This window comes from Streptomyces sp. NPDC002574, from assembly GCF_042889545.1.
GTDB lineage: Bacteria > Actinomycetota > Actinomycetes > Streptomycetales > Streptomycetaceae > Actinacidiphila.
On sequence record NZ_JBIARB010000009.1, the window covers coordinates 1 to 15764 of the forward strand.

General features: G+C 70.9%; 16 protein-coding genes. 5 read left to right on the forward strand and 11 right to left on the reverse strand.

The window, feature by feature from the left end; genetic code table 11:
• Positions 1 to 411 precede the first annotated feature (411 nt).
• Together tyrS and ACFYXS_RS22490 are read right to left on the reverse strand one after the other, a co-directional pair.
• Complete coding sequence (tyrS, locus tag ACFYXS_RS22485) at positions 412 to 1677, reverse strand: tyrosine--tRNA ligase (RefSeq protein ID WP_389250872.1); 1266 nt, start codon at positions 1675 to 1677, stop codon at positions 412 to 414.
• A gap of 65 nt (positions 1678 to 1742) precedes the next feature.
• Positions 1743 to 2420 carry a DNA-3-methyladenine glycosylase gene (locus tag ACFYXS_RS22490; protein ID WP_389250874.1) on the reverse strand — a complete coding sequence of 226 codons (678 nt, stop codon included), beginning with the start codon at positions 2418 to 2420 and terminating at the stop codon, positions 1743 to 1745.
• Between the two features lie 84 nt (positions 2421 to 2504).
• Between ACFYXS_RS22490 and ACFYXS_RS22495 the strand changes: the two genes are divergently transcribed.
• The 3 genes from ACFYXS_RS22495 to ACFYXS_RS22505 all read left to right on the forward strand — a co-directional run bounded on the left by ACFYXS_RS22495 (position 2505) and on the right by ACFYXS_RS22505 (position 4755).
• The gene (locus tag ACFYXS_RS22495) at positions 2505 to 3287 is read left to right on the forward strand and encodes a sporulation protein (protein WP_389250876.1); all 783 of its coding nucleotides are present in this window, start codon (positions 2505 to 2507) and stop codon (positions 3285 to 3287) included.
• A 44-nt stretch (positions 3288 to 3331) separates the two neighbouring features.
• Complete coding sequence (locus ACFYXS_RS22500; RefSeq protein ID WP_389251658.1) at positions 3332 to 3868, forward strand: YbhB/YbcL family Raf kinase inhibitor-like protein; 537 nt, start codon at positions 3332 to 3334, stop codon at positions 3866 to 3868.
• Between the two features lie 383 nt (positions 3869 to 4251).
• Positions 4252 to 4755, forward strand: coding sequence for an HNH endonuclease (locus tag ACFYXS_RS22505; protein WP_389250878.1), 504 nt, complete (start codon positions 4252 to 4254; stop codon positions 4753 to 4755).
• A gap of 24 nt (positions 4756 to 4779) precedes the next feature.
• Here the strand turns inward: ACFYXS_RS22505 and ACFYXS_RS22510 are convergent, their stop codons facing one another.
• The 4 genes from ACFYXS_RS22510 to ACFYXS_RS22525 form a co-directional block, all read right to left on the reverse strand.
• Positions 4780 to 5547 carry a sulfite exporter TauE/SafE family protein gene (locus ACFYXS_RS22510; protein WP_389250880.1) on the reverse strand — a complete coding sequence of 256 codons (768 nt, stop codon included), beginning with the start codon at positions 5545 to 5547 and terminating at the stop codon, positions 4780 to 4782.
• A 97-nt stretch (positions 5548 to 5644) separates the two neighbouring features.
• Positions 5645 to 6589: an SPFH domain-containing protein gene (locus ACFYXS_RS22515; protein WP_319661299.1), complete on the reverse strand. Its 945-nt coding sequence runs from the start codon at positions 6587 to 6589 to the stop codon at positions 5645 to 5647.
• Between the two features lie 128 nt (positions 6590 to 6717).
• Entirely contained in the window at positions 6718 to 7128 is a 411-nt protein-coding gene (locus tag ACFYXS_RS22520) for an NfeD family protein (protein ID WP_389251660.1), read from the reverse strand.
• Between the two features lie 77 nt (positions 7129 to 7205).
• Positions 7206 to 7997 carry an ABC transporter ATP-binding protein gene (locus tag ACFYXS_RS22525; protein WP_389250883.1) on the reverse strand — a complete coding sequence of 264 codons (792 nt, stop codon included), beginning with the start codon at positions 7995 to 7997 and terminating at the stop codon, positions 7206 to 7208.
• A gap of 115 nt (positions 7998 to 8112) precedes the next feature.
• Between ACFYXS_RS22525 and ACFYXS_RS22530 the strand changes: the two genes are divergently transcribed.
• The gene (locus ACFYXS_RS22530) at positions 8113 to 8910 is read left to right on the forward strand and encodes a hypothetical protein (protein WP_384284427.1); all 798 of its coding nucleotides are present in this window, start codon (positions 8113 to 8115) and stop codon (positions 8908 to 8910) included.
• Between the two features lie 99 nt (positions 8911 to 9009).
• Here the strand turns inward: ACFYXS_RS22530 and ACFYXS_RS22535 are convergent, their stop codons facing one another.
• The 4 genes from ACFYXS_RS22535 to ACFYXS_RS22550 all read right to left on the reverse strand — a co-directional run bounded on the left by ACFYXS_RS22535 (position 9010) and on the right by ACFYXS_RS22550 (position 11775).
• Positions 9010 to 9249 (reverse strand): chaplin, encoded by a 240-nt coding sequence (locus ACFYXS_RS22535; RefSeq protein ID WP_319661295.1) that lies wholly within the window; start codon positions 9247 to 9249, stop codon positions 9010 to 9012.
• 232 nt (positions 9250 to 9481) lie between these two features.
• The gene (locus tag ACFYXS_RS22540) at positions 9482 to 9730 is read right to left on the reverse strand and encodes a chaplin (protein WP_389250886.1); all 249 of its coding nucleotides are present in this window, start codon (positions 9728 to 9730) and stop codon (positions 9482 to 9484) included.
• A gap of 202 nt (positions 9731 to 9932) precedes the next feature.
• Complete coding sequence (locus tag ACFYXS_RS22545; RefSeq protein ID WP_389251662.1) at positions 9933 to 10562, reverse strand: response regulator; 630 nt, start codon at positions 10560 to 10562, stop codon at positions 9933 to 9935.
• A gap of 61 nt (positions 10563 to 10623) precedes the next feature.
• Positions 10624 to 11775, reverse strand: coding sequence for a GAF domain-containing sensor histidine kinase (locus ACFYXS_RS22550; RefSeq protein WP_389250888.1), 1152 nt, complete (start codon positions 11773 to 11775; stop codon positions 10624 to 10626).
• 463 nt (positions 11776 to 12238) lie between these two features.
• Here ACFYXS_RS22550 and ACFYXS_RS22555 point away from each other — a divergent pair, with 463 nt between their 5' ends.
• Entirely contained in the window at positions 12239 to 13027 is a 789-nt protein-coding gene (locus tag ACFYXS_RS22555) for a transglycosylase SLT domain-containing protein (RefSeq protein WP_389250890.1), read from the forward strand.
• 106 nt (positions 13028 to 13133) lie between these two features.
• Here ACFYXS_RS22555 and ACFYXS_RS22560 read toward each other — a convergent pair whose 3' ends face one another.
• Positions 13134 to 15692, reverse strand: a complete 2559-nt coding sequence (locus ACFYXS_RS22560; RefSeq protein ID WP_389250892.1) for an FHA domain-containing protein — start codon at positions 15690 to 15692, stop codon at positions 13134 to 13136.
• Between the last annotated feature and the right edge of the window lie 72 nt (positions 15693 to 15764).

Below are 15764 nucleotides of genomic sequence, written 5' to 3' on the forward strand. Positions count from 1 at the left end.
TGGCGTTGACTTTTGGCACGCTGTTGAGTTCTCAAGGAACGGAAGCTTCCTTCGAGACCGTTTCACCGGCCCCTCCGGGCTTTCCCTTCGTTGTCCCCAGCTTAGCAGATCCGATTTCCTTCTCTGCCACCCTCTGGAGGGGGTTTCGCCTTGGCGTTTCCGCCCCGGCGCATTCACTACGTTAGCGGATTCCTTCGCGCTTTGCGAATTCAACCGATTCTCCGATTCGGGCGCACGAAAATGCATCCGAATCTTCGGAGAGGGATCGTCGTAGTGAGTGGCCGCCGATCGAAGGATCCGGACGAACCGGACGCACCGTCTCAAGCGGCTTGGGCTACGTTACGCAGGAGCGGCGGCAGAGTCAAGCTCCACCGCCGCTCAAACGTAGAAAATCAGCCGACGCCTTCGGCGTCAGCCGGCGACCACCTCGACCGCCGCGAGGCTCTTCTTGCCGCGACGCAGGACGAGCCAGCGTCCGTGCAGCAGATCGCCCGCCGCGGGGGCCGCGTCCTCGTCGGTCACCTTGGTGTTGTTCACGTAGGCGCCGCCCTCGCGGATGGTGCGGCGAGCTGCGGACTTGCTGGCGACGAGCTCGACCTCGGCGAAGAGGTCGGCGACCGACGCCAGCTCGGACACCGTGGCACGGGGCAGTTCGCCGAGTGCCGCGGCGAGCGTGCGCTCGTCGAGCTCGCCGAGTTCGCCTTGGCCGAAAAGAGCCTTGGAAGCGGCGACGACCGCGGCGCACTGCTCGGCGCCGTGGACGAGGGTGGTGAGCTCCTCGGCCAAGGCGCGCTGGGCGGCGCGGGCCTGCGGGCGTTCCTCGGTCTGCCGCTCCAGCTCCTCGATCTCCGACTGCGACCTGAAGCTGAAGATCCGCAGGAACTTGGACACGTCGCGGTCGTCCGCGTTGAGCCAGAACTGGTAGAAGGCGTACGGCGTCGTCATGTCGGGGTCGAGCCAGACCGTGCCCGACTCCGTCTTGCCGAACTTGGTGCCGTCGGCCTTGGTGATCAGCGGAGTGGCGAGGGCGTGCACGGAGGTGCCCTCGACGCGGCCGATCAGGTCGATGCCGGCGGTGAGGTTGCCCCACTGGTCGCTGCCGCCGGTCTGCAGGGTGCAGCCGTAGCGGCGGTGCAGCTCCAGGAAGTCCATGCCCTGCAGGATCTGGTAGCTGAACTCGGTGTAGCTGATGCCCGCCTCGGAGTTGAGCCGGCGGGCGACCGCCTCCTTGGCGATCATCTTGTTGACCCGGAAGTACTTGCCCATGTCACGCAGGAACTCGATGGCCGACAGGCCCGAGGTCCAGTCGAGGTTGTTGACCATCACGGCGGCGTTGGGGCCCTCGAAGGAGAGGAAGGGCTCGATCTGGGCGCGGATCCGCTCGACCCACCCGGCGACGACGTCCGCGTCGTTCAGCGTCCGCTCGGCGGTGGGCTTGGGGTCACCGATCAGGCCGGTGGCGCCGCCGACGAGGGCGAGCGGCCGGTTGCCGGCGAGCTGGAGCCGCCGGATGGTGAGGATCTGCACCAGGTTGCCGAGGTGGAGGCTGGGCGCCGTCGGGTCGAAGCCGCAATAGACCGTGACCGGGCCGTCCGTGAACGCCTTGCGCAATGCGTCCTCGTCGGTGGAAACGGCGATCAGCCCTCGCCACCGCAGCTCGTCGACGATGTCCGTCACGGTTCTCGTGTCTCCCTGGAGTCGGTCGGTGCCTCGTACCCGTTGCGTACGGAGTCTCACCGAGACTACGCGTTCGGCTCGACTCCTTTTGCGCCTCCCTGGGTGCGGCGGCGCGGTGTGTGGGCGCGGTAGGGGCTGACCGTGGGGTCCCCGTCGATGTAGTAGCGCCAGGGGTGGGCCGCTCCTTCGCCGCCGACGCCGGTGCGCGGGCCGTTGCGGACGGCCGCGCGGTCGACGGGGGTGCCGGCCAGGACGCGGAAGGGGGAGCCCGCGGGATCGTCCGGGCAGACGTCGGCTCCGTTGAGTGAGCGGTCGACGTCCAGGGCGGTGGCCAGACGGGCGGGCCCCTGGGCGAGGTCGTGGGGACGCCGGGAGCTGACCCGGCGGGTGCGGGCGAGTTCGGCCCCCTCGATGATCTCGCCGCCGCGCAGCAGGATCCCGCTGGGGTTGCCGCCGGGGCCGCAGACGATGTTCAGGCAGTGCCACATGCCGTAGGTGAAGTAGACGTAGGCGTGACCGGGCGGTCCGAACATCACGGCGTTGCGGTCGGTGCGTCCCCGGTAGGCGTGGGAACCGGGGTCTGCGGGGCCCGCGTAGGCCTCGACCTCGGTGAGCCGCAGGGCGATGGGGCCGTCGTCCGTCGTGCGTACCAGGATTCGCCCCAGGAGGTCGGGGGCGACCTCCAGCACCGGGCGGTCGAAGAAGGACCGGTGCAGGGGGATGCTTTCGGGAGCCGCGATCATGCGGTACGAGAGTAATGGAACCGTTCGGGGTGGGGCCGCGTTCGTAATGACCGAGGCAACCGCCAGTAAAGGGAGAGGGACATCGTGGGCTTCAAGAAGCTGCTTGCGAGCTTGGGTGCCGGGGGCGCGTCGGTCGAGACCGTGCTGGGCGAGCCGAATGTGGTGCCGGGCGGTGTGGTCCAGGGCGAGGTGCGCATCCAGGGCGGCTCGGTCCCGCAGCAGATCGAGGGTCTGTCGGTCGGCCTGCAGGCCCGGGTCGAGGTCGAGGGCCAGGACACCGAGTACAAGCAGGACATCGAGTTCCACCGGCAGCGGCTGGGCGGCGCGTTCGAGGTGCAGCCGGGTGCGGTGCACGTGGTGCCGTTCGGGCTGGAGATCCCGTGGGAGACGCCCATCACGACCTTCCTCGGCCGTCACCTGACGGGGATGAACGTCGGTGTGACGACGGAGCTGGCGATCGCCCGGGCGGTGGACTCCGGTGACCTCGACCCGATCAACGTGCACCCGATCCCCGCGCAGCAGGAGCTCCTCGACGCGTTCGGCCGGCTGGGCTTCTCCTTCAAGAACGCGGACCTGGAGCGGGGCCACATCCGCGGCACGCGGCAGCGGCTGCCCTTCTACCAGGAGATCGAGTTCTTCGCGCCGCAGCAGTACCGCGGGCTGAGCCAGGTGGAGCTGAGCTTCGTCGCCGACGGCCACGAGATGGACGTCATCCTGGAGATGGACAAGAAGCCGGGCCTGTTCAGCGAGGGCAGCGACGCGTACCGCTCGTTCACCATGGACCTCGACAACTTCCGCGCCACCGACTGGGCGGCGTACCTCAACCAGTGGCTGGCCGAGGTCGGCGGGAAGCGCAACTGGTTCTAGGATCGGCCGGGGACAGCGTTTTTCGCGATCAGGAGGTAACCGTGGTGACCGAGCAGAAGCGGCGACCGCTCCCCCATGACTTCCACCCGCCCGTGCCGTCGTTCACGGTCGTGAGCGACGACATCGAGCCCGGCGGCACCCTGAAGGACGACCAGGTCCACGCCGAGGGGAACGTCTCGCCGCACCTGCGGTGGGAGGGCTTCCCCGAGGCGACCCGCAGCTTCGCGGTGACCTGTTACGACCCCGACGCGCCCACCGGCAGCGGCTTTTGGCACTGGGTGCTCTTCGACATCCCGGCGTCCGTCACGGAGCTGCCCGCCGGGGCCGGCAGCGACGGCTTCAAGGGGCTGCCGGAGGGTGCGGTGCACGTCCGCAACGACTACGGCACCCGGGACTTCGGCGGGGCGGCCCCGCCGCCCGGGGACGGGTCGCACCGTTACGTGTTCACGGTCTACGCGGTGGACCAGGAGAAGCTGGGCCCGGACGGCGACGTGTCGCCGGCGGTCGTCGGCTTCAACCTGCGCTTCCACGCGCTGGCCCGCGCCCATGTGATCGGCGAGTACGAGAACCCGGGGGCGTAGCCTCCCGCGGCCGGTAATTCCGTTGCGCCCCGGCGCTCCCGCACGCACAGTGGTGTCTGCCTGGTGACCCAACCGTCACCGGGGGTCGGCACCGCAGTGGCGGGGGCGGCGGGGCGTTGCGCTGTGCGGTTCTCGCCGCGCGACAGGCCAGCTGTTCGCCGGAGTCCGGTCATGCGCCCGGGCGTCCGCGCCGACTGCCGCGCCCCGGGCGCCCGCGTTCCCCACGGGGGCGGGCGCCAGGGGTGGGGGCAGGTGTCCGTTGGGTTTCCCGTTTCCTCCTGTTCGCTTTGACGTGCGGAAATTGCGTTGTCCGCACGGGTATGGCCCGGTCACAGTGGAGCCACTTCGCCACACGGCGAGGACGGACCAGAGGGGTGGGCGAAATGCGGGAGACGCTGGTACTGAACGCGACCTTCGAGCCGCTGTCGACGGTGTCGCTGCGGCGTGCGGTGGTGCTCGTGATGCAGGACAAGGCCGTGGTCGAGCAGGCCCACCCCGGGCTGCGCATCCGTGCGGCGGCCGTGGAGGTGCCGGTGCCGCAGGTGATCCGGCTCTGCCGGTACGTGCGGGTGCCCTTCCGACAACGGGCCGCCTGGTCGCGGCGGGGGGTGCTGGTGCGGGACCGTCACCGGTGCGCCTACTGCGGCCGGCGGGCGACGACCGTGGACCACGTCCTGCCGCGTTCGCGCGGGGGCGGGGACACTTGGCTGAACACCGTGGCGTCCTGCGCGGAGGACAACCACCACAAGGCCGACCGTACGCCGGAGCAGGCGGGGATGCGGCTGCTGACGCAGCCGTTCGAGCCGACACCGGCCGACGCGCTGCTGCTGGCGCTGGGCCTGAAGGACCGTGAGAACGTGCCGGAGTGGCTCGCGCTGCCGGCGTGACCGAGCCGCGCGGCGGTCGTCCGGCTACTTGACGAGCAGCTGGACGATCGCCGCGATGCCGACGACGACTATCACGCCGCGCAGTGCGGTCGGCGGCAGCCGGCGCCCGATGCGGGCGCCGATGACACCGCCGACGGCGGCGCCCGCCGCGATGAGGCCGACCGCGGCCCAGTCGAAGTCGGCGACGAAGAGGAAGAAGACGGCGGCGACGCCGTTCACGATCAGCGCGAGGACGTTCTTGACCGCGTTGATGCGCTGCCAGCTCTCGTCGAGCAGGACGCCCATGAGGGACAGGTATATGACGCCCTGGGCGGCGCCGAAGTAGCCCCCGTAGACGCTGGCGACGAGCAGGCCGAGCGGGAGCAGCACACCGCCGTGCTCGGGTGCGTGGGTGCCGTTGCCGGCCCTGCGGGCCTGGAGGGCGCGGGAGAGCCGCGGCTGTACGACGACGAGCACCAGGGCCAGGCCGATGAGGATCGGGACGATGGTGTCGAAGGCCGATGAGGGCAGGGCCAGCAGCAGTACGGCCCCTGCAAGTCCGCCGCACAGGGCGGCGGCGCCGAACCGGAGCAGGCGGGCCCGCTGGCCGCGCAGCTCGCGCCGGTAGCCGATGGCGCCGCTGAGGGATCCGGGGACCAGGCCCAAGGTGTTGGACACGTTGGCGGTGACGGGCGGCAGGCCGACGGCGAGCAGGACGGGGAAGGTGATCAGCGTCCCCGATCCGACGACGGTGTTGATCGTTCCGGCCGCGACGCCTGCCGCGAGGACGGCAAGGGCTTCCCAGAGCGACATGTGCGGCCTCCATGGTCGGTGCGGCTCCTCCCCGCCGTCGAGGTCGAGGGGAGCGCACGGATCATGTCACAGGCGGGGCGGTGCGGCGGACGGCGCTTCAGTCCTTGTCGAGGCGGGGGGTCTCGCGGCGGGGGCCGCCCTCGCCGTTGGTCCCGCCGCCGGCGCCGGGGGCGCCGGGGAGGTTGACGATGCCGCCGAGGCCCTTGAGGGCGTCGTTGAGCTCGCTGGGGATGATCCAGAGCTTGTTGGACTCGCCCTCGGCGATCTTGGGGAGCATCTGCAGGTACTGGTAGGCCAGCAGCTTCTGGTCGGGGTCGCCCTCGTGGATGGACTCGAAGACCGTGCGGATGGCCTGGGCCTCGCCCTCGGCCCGCAGGGCCGCGGCCTTGGACTCGCCCTCCGCGCGCAGGATCGCGGACTGCTTCTCGCCCTCGGCGGTCAGGATCTGGGACTGCCGGATGCCCTCGGCGGTGAGGATCGCGGCGCGCTTGTCGCGGTCGGCGCGCATCTGCTTCTCCATCGAGTCCTGGATGGAGGTGGGCGGCTCGATCGCCTTCAGCTCGACACGGTTGACGCGGATGCCCCACTTGCCGGTGGCCTCGTCCAGGACGCCTCGCAGGGCCGCGTTGATCTCCTCGCGGGAGGTCAGGGTCCGCTCCAGGTCCATGCCGCCGATGATGTTGCGCAGCGTGGTGACGGTGAGCTGCTCGATGGCCTGGATGTAGCTGGCGACCTCGTAGGTGGCGGCCCGCGCGTCGGTCACCTGGTAGTAGATGACCGTGTCGATGTTGACGACCAGGTTGTCCTGGGTGATCACCGGCTGCGGCGGGAAGGGCACGACCTGTTCGCGCAGGTCGATGCGGTTGCGGATGGTGTCGATGAACGGCACCACGATGTTGAGGCCGGCGCTCAGCGTCCGGGTGTAGCGCCCGAAGCGCTCCACGATGGCGGCACTGGCCTGCGGAATGACCTGGACCGTCTTGATGAGCGCGATGAAGACGAGCACCACCAGGATGATCAGGACGATGATGATCGGCTGCACGTCCACTCCCACGCCGTTTGCTGCTGACTGTCAGTACGAAGACATGATCAAGTCTGGCAGACCCCCGCGGGAGGCGGGCCGGGTTCGGCGAATTCCCGTTCCGGATCCGGTGCGGGGCTCGGGCCGGTTCAGATCACGACGGCCGTCGCGCCCTCGATCTCGACGACGTCCACACTCTCGCCCGGATCGAAGTGGCGGCCGGAGTCGAGGGCCCGGGCGGACCAGACTTCGCCGTTGAGCTTGATCCGGCCGCCCTGTCCGTCGACTCTTTCGAGGACGACGGCCTGGCGGCCCTTGAGTGCGTCGATGCCACTGCGCAGTTCCGGTCGTTGCGCCCGGCTGCGGTTGGCCAGCGGACGCACCACGGCGATGCCGGCGACCGAGACGATCACGAAGATCAGCACCTGCGGTGTGATGCCCAGGCCGAGCCCTGCCCCGATGGCGGCGGCGACGGCCCCGACCGCGAACATCGCGAACTCGGGCATCGCGGTCACCACGAGCGGAATGCCCAGCCCCACGGCGGCGATGAGCCACCACAACCAGTCGTCCACAGGTCCATCGTAGGGGCCGGAGTGGATCTGTGACAGGGTGCGACGGCTCTCCCCCGAACCCGGTCCTACTTCAGGGGCAGGCCGTTGGCGCTCCAGCGGTCGCCGCGGCGCTCGACGACGAGCGGCAGGCCGAAGCAGAGGGACAGGTTGCGGGAGTTCAGCTCGGTCTCCATGGGGCCGGCCGCCACGACCCTGCCCTGACGGATCATCAGGACGTGGGTGAATCCGGGGGCGATCTCCTCGACGTGGTGGGTGACCATGATCATGGAGGGGGCGATCGGGTCGCGCGCGAGCCGGCCGAGGCGGCGCACCAGGTCCTCGCGGCCGCCCAGGTCGAGACCGGCGGCCGGCTCGTCGAGGAGCAGCAGCTCGGGGTCGGTCATCATGGCGCGGGCGATCAGGGTGCGCTTGCGCTCGCCCTCCGAAAGGGTGCCGAACTTGCGATCGAGGTACTCGCTCATGCCGAGGCGGTCGAGGAAGGCGCGGGCCCGGTCCTCGTCGACCTGCTCGTAGCTCTCCTGCCAGTGGGCGGTCATGCCGTAGGCGGCGGTGAGCACGGTCTCCAGGACGGTCTGCCGGCGGGGCAGCTTCTCGGCCAGGGCGACGCCCGCGATGCCGATGCGGGGCCGCAGTTCGAAGACGTCGACGCTGCCCATCTTCTCGCCGAGGATCTGGACGGTGCCCGAAGTGGGGAAGAGGTAGCTGGACGCGATGTTCAGCATGGTCGTCTTGCCGGCGCCGTTCGGGCCGAGGATCACCCAGCGCTCGCCCTCGGCGACCGACCAGGAGACCTGGTCCACCAGAGCCCGGCCGTCTCGGACCACGGATACGTCCACCAGCTCCAGAACATCGCTCATGAGCGCGTTGTCTCCCAATTCCCGATCGCGTGTCTGCCGTCGCGGGCGCCTGTAGGCACCGCCCCCAGGGAAATCTACGCCACGGCCGACCTGCCCCAGTCCTTAGGCTGGGGGGATGCTCGATGAACCTCGCTCAGGACGGTTGGCGGCTTGGGGGAATGCCCTGATTGCCGGACTTGCCGCGCCGGACGACGCCGCTCAGGAAGTGATCGCGGGCGATTCGGCCCACCGGATGGCCGGGCTGCCCGGGGAGTCCGCCCCGGTGGGGCTGACTCTCGGCCTCGGCAGGCTGCGCGCCCTGGGGGTGACCGGGCTGCGTGTCGCGCTGCCGGTACCGGGCCACCCGCTGGGGCTGAGCGGGCCCCCGGAGTTCAACGCCCGCGCCATGGCGGCCGGCGAGGCGGTCGTCGCGGTGGGCGGCCCCTCCATCGGTTTCGTGCCGGAGGTCACAGAGGTCGGCCCGCGCGGCGACGTGCACGTGGGGGTGGAGTGGCAGTGCCTGGAGGTGCGGGACGCGCCGCCCGCCGACGTGCCCTCCCTGGGGGAGGCCGAGAGGGAGCTCGCGGAGGCCCTGCGGGACGCCACGGCGGCGCTGGCCCGGCTGGACGTGGCCGGGGCCGGTCCGGCGGCCCAGGCGGCGCTGGAGGCCTACCGGGCGCGCGCCGAGCGGGGGCGTGAGGTGCTGGCACCGGGCTATCCGCCGCGGGCGGTACGGGTGCTGGAGCTGGCACAGCGGGTCGGCGCCCTGGTCGCCATCGCCACCGGCGCGCAGTTGGAGCACGGCGGGGCGGTGAGCGCCTCGGAGATCGCGGCACGGGCGGAGTTGCTCCGGCCGGTGGAACGCACGGCGCGGCGGGCGCAGGTGGCCGCCTACAACGCCTACGTGGAGGAGAGCGAGCGCCGCCGGGGCTGAGGGGCGCCGGGTCGCGGCACGGGCCGCGGACGGGCCGCGGACCCGCCGGGGAACGGAAAGGGCCCCGTGGACGAGGTCGTCCGCGGGGCCCTCGCGGCATCAGTCGTTGAAGCAGACGTTCCCGATCGCCGGGTTCAGGAGCCCGATGACGTCAATGGTGTTGCCGCAGATGTTGACCGGGATGTTCACCGGCACCTGGATCACGTTGCCGGACAGCACGCCGGGCGAGCCGACGGCCGCGCCGCCCGCGTGGGAGCCGGCGAACGCGGTACCGGCGGTGCCGGCGGCGGCCGTACCGGCGGCGGCGATGACGAGGGCGGCCTTCTTGGCGCTGTTCATGAGAGCTGTTCCTCCTGTGATGACGCGGTCCCAGGTCGCGGGGCCGCACTGTGGGAACGCCGTTACCGGGGCGGTGACACGGGCCTGTCGCCGGAAACCTCCGTACGGCGGAACTCATGGGCGGGAACAGTCAGGAACGGGCGTAAATGAACGGAAAATGGGACCGGCCCCGGAGGTCGTCCTCCAGGGCCGGCGGTCACTGCCGGACCGCGGCGGGGCCGCGGTCACATGGTCACTTGTTCAGGCAGAAGTTCCCGATGGCCGGGTTGAGCACGCCGATCACGCTGATGGTGTTGCCGCAGACGTTGACGGGGATGTGCACCGGCACCTGGATCGTGTTGCCCGAAACGACGCCGGGGGAGCCCTTCGCGACACCGTCGGCGTGCGCGCCACCGGTGTGGGCGGAGGCGGCACCGGCGCCGATCAGGGCGATGCTTCCGGCGACCATGGTGACGGCGGCGACCTTGTGCAGGTTCTTCACGTTCTTGACCCTCCTTGCATGTGGTGCCGCGGCAGTCGCCGCAGCACGCCATGAAGAACGGGGCAGACGCACCCAGGTTGCGCCATCCGGGCGACATACACCCGACGGTATGAATCTCAGTCCGGAGCGCGACGATCGGCTTGTCCTACCGATAAGGCGGCGGCCGGCTGCCCGATGGGGGCCGTGCCGCCACCGCGGCCACTCAGGTCCCGATGCCGTGCCGGACGGCCCACAGAGCGGCCTGGGTGCGGTCGGACAGGTCGAGCTTCATCAGGATGTTGGAGACGTGGGTCTTCACCGTCTTCTCCGACAGCACGAGGGCACGGGCGATCTCCCGGTTGGAACGGCCCTCGGCGATCAGCGACAGCACCTCGCGCTCCCGCTCGGTGAGCGTGCCGCCGCGGCCCTGCCCGGAGGCCGGCTCCTCCTGGGAGAGAAGCACGTCGGCGACCTCCGGCTGCAGCAGGACGTGCCCGGCGTGGACGGAGCGGATGGCGCCCGCCAGGGCGTCGGGGTCCACGTCCTTGTAGACGTAGCCGGCCGCGCCCGCGCGCAGGGCAGGGACGACCGTGCGCTGCTCGGTGAAGCTGGTGACCACCAGCACCCGTGCCCTGCTGCCGGCCTCGCGGAGGCGGCGCAGTGCCTCGATCCCGTCGGTGCCGGGCATCCTGATGTCCATCAGGACCACGTCGGGCGCGAGCTCCTCGGCGCGCCGTACGCCCTCGTCGCCGTCCGCCGCCTCGCCGACGACCTCGATGTCCGGCTGCACTTCCAGGAACGTTCGCAGGCCCCGCCTGACGACCTGGTGGTCGTCGACCACCAGGACGCGGATCGCCCGCCCCTCCGCCGCCTCCTGGCCCTCCCCGAGGACCTCCGGGCCGTCGCTCTCCGGGTCACCCACCGGGCACCTCCATCTCGACCACGGTGCCCTTGCCGGGCTCCGACTCCACCGTCAGGGCGCCGCCGACCCCGTCGGCCCGGTCGCGCATCGAGACCAGGCCCAGGTGGCGTCCGGCGCGCCGTACCGCCGAGGGGTCGAAGCCCCGGCCGTCGTCGGTGATCCGGAGCACCGCCCCCCTGCCACGGGCCTCCAGGCGCACGGTCACCGTGCTCGCGTCGGCATGGCGCAGCGCATTGTGCATGGCCTCCTGGGCGACGCGCAGCACCGCCTCCTCCTGGGCGGCGGGCAGGGCCCGCACCTTGCCGTGGCTGAAGGAGACGCGCGCCGTGTGCGCCCGGCCGAGGACCAGGGCCTGGGTGCGCAAGGTGGCCAGCAGCCCGTCCTCGTCCAGGGCGGCAGGGCGCAGCTCGACCACGACCGCGCGCAGTTCGTCGGCGGCCTCGGCGGCGAGCGCGGCGACCTGGCGCAACTCCTCGCGGGCCCGGGCCGGGTCGCGGTCCACCAGAGCGGCGGCGGCCTGGGCGGTGAGCCGCAGCGAGAAGAGCTTCTGCGAGACGGCGTCGTGCAATTCGTGCGCGATGCGGGCGCGTTCGCCGGCGAGGGTCAGCTCGCGGCTGCGCTCGTACAGGCGCGCGTTGGTGAGGGCGATGGCGGCGTGCGCGGCCAGGGTGCGCAGCAGGTCCTCGTCCTCCCCGGTGAAGGCGCACCCGCCACCAGCGGGTCGGGGGCCGCGCTTGTTGGCGAGGAAGAGGGCGCCGAGGACCTCGTCGCCGTCGACCACCGGCATGCCGAGGAAGTCGCTCATCTCGGGGTGGGCGGCGGGCCAGCCGCCGAAGCGCGCGTCAGTGCGCACATCGGCGAGCCGCTGCGGCCCGGCCTCGTGGAGCATCGCGGCGAGGATGCCGTGCTGGCGGGGCAGCGGGCCGATCGCCCGCCACTGCTCGTCGCTGACGCCGTCGACGACGAACTGCGCGAAGCCGCCGTGGTCGTCGGGCACGCCGAGCGCCGCGTACTCGGCGTCGAGCAGTTCACGGGCGGAGGCGACGATGGTCTGCAGGACCTCGCGTACCTCCAGGTGCCTGCTCATGGCGAGTACGGCCGCGCTCACCGCCTCGACACCGCGACGGGATGACCGGCTGTGCATGGCTTCACCGTACTGGGGGGCGTGGCATCCGGGATCGGCCGCGCGACCGGCGGGACCGGTCCCCAGGACCTAGGCCGAAATGCCCTTCCGGCCGCATGCGCGGCGCTCTCGCGCACCCCCGGGGACCGGGACGAGCGGAACGTCCGGGAAACACCGGGAGAACGGCGTACACGCGGTGCCCGACCCGTCGCACAGCGCCACATGCCTGTGAGGCACCGCATAGGACGTACATCACGTACGAAGGAAGATAGTAGATCGCGGGGTGGCGGACCGCCCGGAAGCGGGGGTCGTGCCGTGTCGGGTCGGCCGCCCGTCTACGACTTCGGGTAGTAATGCCGGACTTTGCCCGGGAATTTCCCGCGGGCTAAGAATGCTCAGGTCGCTCCGCGCCGCGTTCGACACGTGGCGCTTCTCTTTGCCTGGGCAGAGCGGAGCGCAGCCGAATGGAAGAGGTAACTCCCCCATGCAGCTCCCGACGATCCCGTCTCTCGACCGTCTGACCAAGGCCCACAAGTACTCCGCCGCCGGTATCGCCGCGGCCGGTGTGGGCGTCCTGGCGATCACCGGCGTGACCGGGAGTGCCGGTACGGCCCAGGCCGAGCAGGCCGCCGCCGGCAAGGCCGCCAGGGCTGCCAGGGCCGCGCACGCCTCCCACGTGGCCCACCTGAACGCCGTGACCCAGATGCACGCCGCCCACGTCGCCCACCAGGCCGTGATGCGCAAGGCGCACGCCCAGCACGTCGCCCAGGTCACTGCCAGGACCAAGGCGCACGCCCGGCACCTCGCCCATGCCGTCGCCCTGCGCAAGGCGCACGCCGAGCACGTCGCCGCGGAGGCCCAGCAGCGCCGCGCGGAGCAGCAGGCCGCCAACCGCAGCCACGAGCGCAGGGCGCTCATACCCCAGCAGAAGCAGGCCGCCCCGCGTGCCGCGCAGGAGAGCACCGCCGGCGCCGCGGCGGTGCCGAGCGGCAGCCCGCAGGAGATGGCGCGGCAGATGGTCGGCGACGCGCAGTTCCAGTGCTTCTCCAACATCGTGACCCGCGAGAGCGGCTGGAACCCGCAGGCGGTCAACCCCTCGTCCGGTGCGTACGGCCTGGTCCAGGCGCTGCCCGGCTCGAAGATGGCCTCCGCCGGTGCCGACTGGCGCACCAATGCGGCCACCCAGATCAAGTGGGGCGTGAACTACATGAACGAGCGCTACGGCAGCCCGTGCGGCGCGTGGTCGTTCTGGCAGGCGCACAACTGGTACTGATCCCGCGGGACAGGAACCGGACAGACAGCACAAGGGCGACGGATTCCCGGTCGGGGAATCCGCCGCCCTTGTGCATGCCGGCGAGGTCAGGAGGACTTCGTGCGCCTCACTTGCGCATGACCTCCGGCTCGTGGCGCCGCAGCAGCCGCAGGACGAGGAAGCCGCAGATCACGCCGATGCCGAACAGGATGCCCATGTCGGTGCCCCATTGCGCGACCGAGTGCTCCCACAGCGGGTCGATGTTGTCGGGCTTGGCCTGGTCCCACGGCGGCATGATGTGGCCCAGGTCGAGCGTGGCGCCCGCGGCGCCGACCGCCCAGCGGGACGGCATCAGCCAGGCGACCTGCTCCAGGCCCACGGTGCCGAAGATCTGGAAGAGCACCCCGGTGAAGACCACCTGGACGATGGCGAACATGACCAGCAGCGGCATGGTCTTCTCCGCGGTCTTCACCAGCGAGGAGATGACCAGGCCGAACATCATCGAGGTGAAGCCCAGTCCGATGATCACCAAGGTGATCTCTGCGGCCGGGAATCCCTTGACGATCAGGCCCTCGTCGGGGAGCTTGCGGACCGACAGGCCGATCGCGCAGATGATGACGCCCTGGAGCGCGCTGATCAGGCCGAGGACGAACACCTTGGAGAACAGGTACGCCGAGCGCGACAGGCCGGTGGCCCGTTCCCGCTCGTAGATGACCCGTTCCTTGATCAGTTCACGCACCGAGTTGGCGGCGCCGGAGAAGCAGGCGCCCACGGCGAGGATCAGCAGGATGGTGCCGGCGTCGGGGTTGAACTTGCCCGGCTGGTCGGCGGCCGTGAGGCCGAAGTCCGCCGGGATGACCACGCTCACCAGGCCGAGGACCGCCGGCAGGATCACCATCAGGCCCATGAAGCCCTTGTCGGAGGCGATCACCGACATGTAGCGCCGCACCAGGGTGACGAACTGCGACCCCCAGCTCTGCGGCTTGGGCGGCTTCGTCTGCTGCGGGGCCACGGGTACGGACTGCGGCGCGACGGCGTCCAGGTCCGCGGCGTACATCTGGTAGTGCTGGGAGCCGCGCCAGCGGCCGGACCAGTCGTAGTCGCGGTAGTTCTCGAAGGCGGAGAAGACGTCGGCCCAGGTGTCGTAGCCGAAGAAGTTCAGCGCCTCCTCGGGCGGCCCGAAGTACGCCACGGCGCCGCCCGGCGCCATCACCAGCAGCTTGTCGCACAGGGCCAGTTCGGCCACGGAGTGGGTGACCACGAGCACCGTGCGGCCGTCGTCGGCCAGGCCGCGCAGCAGCTTCATCACATCGCGGTCCATGCCCGGGTCGAGGCCGGAGGTGGGCTCGTCCAGGAAGATCAGCGAGGGCTTGGTGAGCAGCTCCAGGGCGACGGAGACGCGCTTGCGCTGGCCGCCGGACAGCGATGTGACGCGCTTGTCGGCGTGCACGTCGAGTTTGAGCTCGCGCAGCACCTCGTCGATGCGGGCTTCGCGCTCGGCGGCCTTGGTGTCGCCGGGGAAGCGGAGCTTGGCCGCGTAGCGCAGGGCTTTGCGGATCGTCAGCTCCTTGTGCAGGATGTCGTCCTGCGGGACCAGCCCGATGCGCTGCCGCAGCTCGGCGAACTGCTTGTAGAGGTTGCGGCTGTCGTACAGCACCTCCCCCTCGTCGGCCGGCCGGTAGCCGGTCAGCGCGCGCAGCAGCGTCGACTTGCCGGAGCCGGAGGGGCCGATGACGGCGACCAGCGACTTCTCGGGGACGCCGAAGGAGACGTCGTTGAGGATGTTCTTGGTGCCGTTGCCCTGAGGGACGGTCACGGTGAGCCGGCGCGCCGAGAAGGAGATCTCGCCGGTGTCGACGAACTCCTCCAGCTGGTCGCCGACGAGCCGGAAGGTGGAGTGGCCGACGCCCACGATGTCGTTGGGGCCCAGCAGGTGACGCTGGATCGGCTGGCCGTTGACGTAGGTGCCGTTGTGGCTGCCTAGGTCGACGATCTCGTAGCGGCCGTCCGGGTGGGCCCGGAACTCCGCGTGGAACCGGGAGACCTGGAGGTCGGAGACCACGAGGTCGTTCTCCAGCGCGCGGCCGATCTTCATCACGCGGCCGAGCACCAGGTGGTGGAAGGTGGTCGGGCTGCGGTCGCCGTAGACGGGCGGTGCGGAGCCCATGCCGCCCGAGGGCCCGTGCGGGGCCGGGATGCGCGGCTGCGGCGCCTGCCCGCCGTGACCGGGCTGCGGCACGTGCGGCTGCGAGCCGTTGCCGCCTGCGTTCCAGCCGTTCTGCGACGACGACCCGCCCCGCGCCGGTGCCTTCTGCACGCCGGGACCCGACGGACGGGCCTGCTGCGGCTGGGCGAGCGCGGTCTCGGCGCTGTAGATGTCGCCGCCCGCCGACGGGCTGCCGCTGAAGACCAGTTGCGGGCCGTCGTTGGCATTGCCGAGGTTGACGGTGGCACCGGCGGCGACGTCGTGGGCGTGCACGCGCTGCCCCTGCACATAGGTGCCGTTGGTGCTGCCGAGGTCCTCCAGGACCCAACCCCGGTCCCCGCGCCGGATGGTGGCGTGCCGCCAGGAGACCCTGGCGTCGTCCAGGACCACGTCCGACTGCGGGTCCCGGCCGAGGCTGTACGACCGGGACGGATCCAGCGTCCAGGTGCGACCGTTCAGTTCCAGTACGAGTTCAGGCACCCCAAGCCCCACAAAGTTGTCCCCCGGGTTGTCCCCCTTGGGGGGAGTCTAGGGATTGCGAACACCGGGAGG